The sequence below is a fragment of the Vibrio sp. S12_S33 genome, from assembly GCF_963889785.1.
GTDB lineage: Bacteria > Pseudomonadota > Gammaproteobacteria > Enterobacterales > Vibrionaceae > Vibrio > Vibrio aestuarianus.
This window is the reverse complement of the sequence record NZ_CAWPQZ010000081.1, coordinates 1-6,262: the sequence shown is the minus strand read 5'-3', so window position 1 is coordinate 6,262 and position 6,262 is coordinate 1. Positions and strand designations below refer to the sequence as shown.

Sequence of the window (6,262 nt, the reverse complement as noted above, 5' to 3'; positions counted from 1 at the left end):
TCGAGCAATATCAACTAGATATGACAAGTTGAAAAGAAACTATGCCAGCATGGTATCGCTGGCATTTATGTTAATGTGGCTACCAATGCATTGCTGAGCATAAAACGTACAGCAAAGATCAACACGCCCTAGCCACTCCCATACACAAAGCACTTGAAGAATGCTCAAAGTTTGGTTGGCCCACTTTTTTATATTTAATTTCGTAAAGACGTATTCCCAATAAAAGGAACATCGGGTTAAGCAAAATAATTTTTTCATTTCGCGTGAATGCGAACATGAAAACTAAAAACACGACTAATGATAAAATCGACTGCCAACTTTTGTAATCGAACGCAAAAAGACCGATGAGGAACGGAAGCGTGTAATTAATCATGTCACCACGAATAACCTTTACATTAGTCAACCTAACTTCATCTGAGCCTTCCGAGCGAGTAAATAACAATCTCATAATACGACCGGTTGCGAGTGTTGCTACTGAGGAAAAAAACAGCCCCGCAATAGCCCAAACACTCACATTTAGCCCCCACTCCGGCAACCCAAAGGCAATACCAATCGTATCTGAGTTTACGTCCCTGATAAGTAGTATTAGGAATAGAGGATAATACGAACTCAGAAAGATCAGTATCTCAACCCAAAGCTTAATCTTAGTCTCTTGTGATCGTGTTGTTATCATTACTATTATCCATTAAGAAACTAGTGGCATTATACTGTAACTTTCTCTCGGCACGCTATAAAAACGTATAACGCCGCGTTAAGGGGTGAACAACGCCTACCACCCAACCTAAACCATTGTGCCGTAAACACTAAAGCCGATTCAATCCAAAAATGCCGAGCGTTGAGAATCCCTCTTAAACGCTTTGTTATGTTTATGATTGCTAAGCAAATGAATTGCTCAGGTAGATCTAAGCAATTCATTTGCTTTTAGCTCTGACCCCACCAATAGCTAGCCAGGTAGCACAAGTGGCAATTACCGCGTATTTGAAAACTCGTGCGTTAAATAAAGATTCGCCAGAATAAGAAGTATGTGGTCCAACAACAACATAGCCTTGTTCATACACTTCAAATATTGAGTAACAGAAATATGAAGCGATCGAAAAGAAAAACAACTTCATAATAATTGCCAACTTTGTATCCAAGTAAAACTTAACCATATCCTGTACCCGTTATTCCTTAACACTTTATCACGCGTCAATTGATTTTCTGCATGAACATAACGCCCAATTAAGGGGTGAGCAACGCTACCACCCAACCTAACACATTGTACCGTAACCACTAAAATTGAAGTAGAAACAAAAATGCCAAGCGTTGGGAATCCCTCTTAAATTGTTTGTTATATGCCTTTACGACTTACCCAAATATTGCACTAGAAAACTACTGACTTGCTCATAGCAAAGACCAATATCGACCTTAATACCACCCCGCTCTAGTATGGCAATACCTTTACCACTATTGCGTTCATCTGGGTCAAGCATTGAAACGACAACATGTTTGATGCCTGATTTTACTAACGTGTTTGCACAAGCTGGAGTTCGACCGACAAAAGAGCAAGGTTCTAAAGTGACATAAGCAACGACGCCATCAAGAGTTCCATCATAGGAATTCAGTGCTTGTACTTCTGCATGGTTTCCACCAATAGCCTGTGTATAGCCCTCAGAAACCACCGTATCATCTTTGACTAGTACGCAACCAACAGGTGGGTTTGGAGTACAATTAGGTAAGGCATTTCGAGAGATTTCTAATGCTCTCAACATATGTTTTTCTGACATTTTTCCGCATTCCTTGCTCTGGCATATAACGCCGCATTAAGGTGTGAGCGGCGCTTGGCTATACTTGAGCGAAGCGAAACTGCCAAGCGTTGCGAATCACTCTTAAATGCTTTGTTATACGATTGATTCCAAAGTACTTTCTAAACTTGCTAAAGGATATTCTTTGCCTAAGATGATAGCGCTAGAGTTTATTGGGTCAACTTCTACACAATACTCAGTTCTACCGTCAGGATATTGAGCTAAGTGAAGTGCAATACGCCCGTTTGATTCTGTCGCTTTACGTAAGTCCCAACCAGTAGATTCCAGGCTCATAATAACCTTTCCGCTGCAAACCTCTCGGATAATCGGCGAGTATACCCAATGAGACATTTTCATTTCTTTGGCAATTGTCAGTACTTCAAATTTACCATTGAGAACATACTGATTTGTTTCCATTCGATATCCCCGTAAAATCGTATAACGCCCAATTAAGGGGTGAACAGCGCCACCACCCAACCTAACGCATTGTACCGTAAACACTAAATTTGAAGTAGAAGCAAAAGTGCCAAGCGTTGTGAATCCCTCTTAAATTGCTTGTTATGTTTTACCACAAACACATGATTTAATTGAGAAAGAACTGTTATTTCTCACTAGTTTTCTGAGCTAAACCACAAGGTAGGCACCGACTTGGCCGCCAAAAGCGACTAGCCAGAAACGAGTAATGCCACTTCCCTGCCCAATGAGGCAACACGAAAAAGCTTCAACAAGCGCCCTTTCTTTCCAACCAAAGCGCAAGACAATAGAAAATTGCCGAGGCAACTGCCAAACTGAAATGCTAATTGGCTAAGAACCTAAAAGCGACTTTGAGCCAGTTAAACCAAAAGCCGACCGCCACGACCTGACAATGAAGCAACCCACGAACATTGGCATGTTTTACGGCCTGAGAGATTCAAGAACTTAGGCAGACAATGCGGATTTGCTGAGTCTACTAGGGACGAATTGCAAGAGGGACAAAGAACTAGAGCCTACGAAATTTAAACCTTTGAAATACAAGTAAACATAACGCCAAGCTAACCCGCACGAAACCTTGGCATAGACTTTTTGCGGAGCAAAATTGCCAAGCGTAACGTGTCGGGTTGAGCGCCTTGTTATGTGAACCGTTTAGCACACAAGAGTTTTAGAGTACTCAAATACCCTAAACTCATCAGAAATATCTGGTTGAAACTCACCGACCTTTTTGTACCCTAACTTTTCGTAAAAGTGATGGTTCCGATATGACTTGTAAGGTGTAAGCAAAGACCAGTGTTTTATATTGCTGTACTGATTCTCTATAAGGCGCATGACTTCAGAGCCAATATGTTTGTTCTGGAAATTTAACGCGATGTAAACATATTTAATTTCAATAGAGGACTGGTCACCACATTCAACACAAATTGCGCCCGCGAATTCGCCGTGGCATATAACTTTGTAAAAATGACCCTTACCAACCTCTGAATGAAACCACTCTCTTGACTCGATATTTGGAGGAAATGCACCATATTTGTCAACATCAAGAGCAAATGCAACTAAAGCAGAGTCTTGCAGGAGCTGAATATCATCTAAGACTGCGAGTTGAAGGTAAATATCAGACATAATTATCCTTTAATTGTAATGTATTGCAGATTTTCCATTAGGTCACATAACGCCTCGCTAAGCTGTGAGTAAACGTGTGCCATGTCTGAGCGAAGCGAGTTCGGCACGCGTTTGCGAATCAGACTTAAGCGACTTGTTAGGCGATTGCTTGAGGCTGAGCCTGAAACCTTAAAACTGTTTTGTACTTATCAGGTGTAACACGCCTTGCATCAGATAAATAAATTTCTCGGTGGCATTTTGATAAACGGTTAAAACCTTCACTTTCGGCAAAGCTCTCCATTAGAGAAAAACTTTGAGGCTCATCGTCAAATGGGCCTAAGTGCAACATTTGAACACAAACCCCTTCAGATATAGTTTCAAAATTCACTGATGACAAAAAAGCTGAAGGCTTCTTTTTTTCAACCAACGATTTAACTTCGTTAAATAAGATTTCATCTATAAAATCAGGCTGTCGAATCATTAACTTATAAACCAAATCGTCTTTATTTATCGTGCCCGAGAATGACTTTTTAGCTTCATCTGTAATATCCCAAACACCTTCAAGTGGATACACAGTAAAATCAACATAGTTATCTGGCAAGCATGTCGTTTTCTTTAATTGCATCTTGAGGCCATATGCTAATGAATACAGCGCCTCTACACATTTGGTAAAGGTTTCACTATTCGGATTTCCTTCGCCTTGAATAGTGATAAATCTAAATGCTGGCACCTCAATTATCTCAGGCTTATTTTTTGGTAGATACACGCTCTTCTCGTGCTTACGCCATTCATGTTTTTTCTTCACGAACTATCCTCTTAATTCTATTCGCCTAACGCCTTACTAAGTGGCGCTGCCACTGAATTACCCAAGCATACCAAACTCCAAGCCAAGAATGCCGAGCGTTTGAGCGTCCACTTGAGTAATTTGTTAGGGGCCGCCCCAACGATTGAACGCTGATTATTGGCAAAAGGTTTTGAAATTGAAACCGTTACGTGCAATTTATAGAACTTACTTATCGTAAAAACTTGCCCATTGGCACGACCAAACAAAGCGAGAAAGGTAACACTTAGTTGGTGAGTTCCCGTATGCACACATTGCTCAACCCGGAGACGATGTTCGAGACAACAATAGAAACTACCCCCCTCACCTCAAAACCTTTCAACGTAATAGGCCGCCTAACGCCCAATTAAGTGGTGAACAACGCACTGACCAAACCGCTGCATTGCACCGTAAAACACTTTACTCAACGCATAGTAAAACTGCCACGCGTTGAGAATCCACTTGAATTGCTTGTTATGTGAATTTTACCGTGAATTCAAACTAAACCACCGTAGAAATGAAGAGATTTGAATAAGTTACGTACAAAAACGATGCTTACCAAAACCTAAATTTTACAGCGATCTTAGCCAAAGAGACCCACTTGCAGAATCAACGACAAAGAAAGCGCCCTTTCAGCAACCGCTAAACTTTTTGCTTCACCAGACTTTCAGTGCTGAATGTCAGCAAGCAAATCAGTCAAAAATGCATTTCAATTGAAGCGATTTGAAACCAACGAAACTCAACACGAACCAGATCCAAAACTCAATTGAGGCAACCCAAAAACCTTGAAAACGCTCAATCTCAGGTTGTTCAAGAATCCATTTCGACTAAGCCAACTTGCCGAAAACACGGAACGAATTATCAATGAAATCGTAGCTTTGACCTTAAAAACTCATCAAACACATAACGCCCAATTAAGGTGTGAAGCACGTTACCACATTACTGAAATTGAGCGCCGTAAACACTTAAGTTGACCCAAACCAAAAATGCCAAGCGTGCTGAATCACTCTTAAATTGTTTGTTAGCAATATTTCCCGTTTCAGTAATTTTATTTAATGCACTAACATTCAATTGCATTGAATGTTCAGGTTTAACCGATTCCGCTACTTGACTAATTTTTCTTTCGCTAATTTTTCCTGCTGCTCTAAAAATGTAAAAAAGTTGGACTTGCTTATAAATGGATTGACTTCTGCACCGTTTTTTCGTTTATCACGATTAGCGAACAAATCATTTTTATGTGGGTGATTTGCTAGGTTCACGGTCACAACAGGAGGTTTTAGTGCAATCTCTCTGATTCTATCCATACTTTTGAAAAATTGATTCGCTAACTCTGGATTTTTGGCACTCAAACTATGCCCACCGACGACAAACGCACGATATAGTGCACCGCTATCTTGCACCATAAAATCTAACGAAAAGTCACCCTCGGTATGACCAGGTGTAATATAAAATTTAAACGGCTTCCCTCCGATTTCGAGAGTCATTTCATCTTTAACAATAAAGTCTACATTAGGCGGCAAAAATTTATTGGCTCCCTCACTCTTCTCTGCTTGTTTTTTCGCTAGCTCATGACCTTTTGAGGTCATCACAACTATAGAGCCATACTTCGCCTGAAGGTATTGTGCCCCCCCAACATGATCAGAATGCCCGTGAGTAGCTAAAATATGCGTAACTGGCTTCTTCTCTAACCCTAACTTTTTAAGATTAATCGGTATCCATTTAGAATAAGGGAAGTCTAGTGTATCAATAATAACTAGCCCTGTATTTGTCTCGACTGCGTAAGAGGAAACCCATTTATCACCGACATAATACACATCGTCAAACATTTGAAAGGGTTCAACATACCCATTTTTATCATTCATCTCTGGAATATCGTCATTTGCTCTTACACAAACTGAAACCAATAAGAACAGAACAACACTCAACTTTTTCATATAAACTCCTATATTGCTAACGCCTAATTAAGGTGTGAAGCACGCGAGCACGACACTTAATTCGACCACCGTAAACACTAAACTTAACCCAAACCAAAAATGCCAAGCGTGCTGAATCACTCTTAAATTGTTTGTTATGTGCATTCTTGCCA

At 40.4% G+C, this 6,262-nt stretch carries 6 protein-coding genes and 1 pseudogene; 1 reads left to right on the top strand and 6 read right to left on the bottom strand.

All coding sequences use genetic code 11. From position 1 onward, the window contains the following. A pseudogene (locus AACW06_RS18640) lies at positions 1-97 on the top strand (IS5/IS1182 family transposase); the annotation flags it as partial. A 21-nt stretch (positions 98-118) separates the two neighbouring features. On the opposite strand, the gene AACW06_RS18635 reads toward AACW06_RS18640, so the two are convergent. From AACW06_RS18635 to AACW06_RS18610, 6 genes are all read right to left on the bottom strand, one after another. Next, positions 119-673 (bottom strand): hypothetical protein, encoded by a 555-nt coding sequence (locus AACW06_RS18635; RefSeq protein ID WP_192076217.1) that lies wholly within the window; start codon positions 671-673, stop codon positions 119-121. 667 nt (positions 674-1,340) lie between these two features. Then, positions 1,341-1,766 (bottom strand): bifunctional diaminohydroxyphosphoribosylaminopyrimidine deaminase/5-amino-6-(5-phosphoribosylamino)uracil reductase RibD, encoded by a 426-nt coding sequence (locus AACW06_RS18630; protein WP_170895741.1) that lies wholly within the window; start codon positions 1,764-1,766, stop codon positions 1,341-1,343. A gap of 114 nt (positions 1,767-1,880) precedes the next feature. Continuing rightward, on the bottom strand, positions 1,881-2,201 hold the full coding sequence (locus tag AACW06_RS18625; RefSeq protein WP_339379020.1) for a hypothetical protein: 321 nt from the start codon (positions 2,199-2,201) through the stop codon (positions 1,881-1,883). Between the two features lie 705 nt (positions 2,202-2,906). After that, positions 2,907-3,377, bottom strand: a complete 471-nt coding sequence (locus AACW06_RS18620) for a GNAT family N-acetyltransferase (protein WP_192076215.1) — start codon at positions 3,375-3,377, stop codon at positions 2,907-2,909. A gap of 136 nt (positions 3,378-3,513) precedes the next feature. Beyond that, positions 3,514-4,161 (bottom strand): GyrI-like domain-containing protein, encoded by a 648-nt coding sequence (locus AACW06_RS18615; protein WP_192076214.1) that lies wholly within the window; start codon positions 4,159-4,161, stop codon positions 3,514-3,516. Positions 4,162-5,279: 1,118 nt separating this feature from the next. Further along, on the bottom strand, positions 5,280-6,110 hold the full coding sequence (locus AACW06_RS18610; protein WP_192076213.1) for an MBL fold metallo-hydrolase: 831 nt from the start codon (positions 6,108-6,110) through the stop codon (positions 5,280-5,282). Between the last annotated feature and the right edge of the window lie 152 nt (positions 6,111-6,262).

Excerpts from the sequence above, each read along its gene's own strand:
- AACW06_RS18635 (WP_192076217.1), bottom strand. The coding sequence starts at position 673 with ATGATAACAACACGATCACAAGAGACTAAGATTAAGCTTTGGGTTGAG.
- AACW06_RS18630 (WP_170895741.1), bottom strand. The coding sequence starts at position 1,766 with ATGTCAGAAAAACATATGTTGAGAGCATTAGAAATCTCTCGAAATGCC.
- AACW06_RS18625 (WP_339379020.1), bottom strand. The coding sequence starts at position 2,201 with ATGGAAACAAATCAGTATGTTCTCAATGGTAAATTTGAAGTACTGACA.
- AACW06_RS18620 (WP_192076215.1), bottom strand. The coding sequence starts at position 3,377 with ATGTCTGATATTTACCTTCAACTCGCAGTCTTAGATGATATTCAGCTC.
- AACW06_RS18610 (WP_192076213.1), bottom strand. The coding sequence starts at position 6,110 with ATGAAAAAGTTGAGTGTTGTTCTGTTCTTATTGGTTTCAGTTTGTGTA.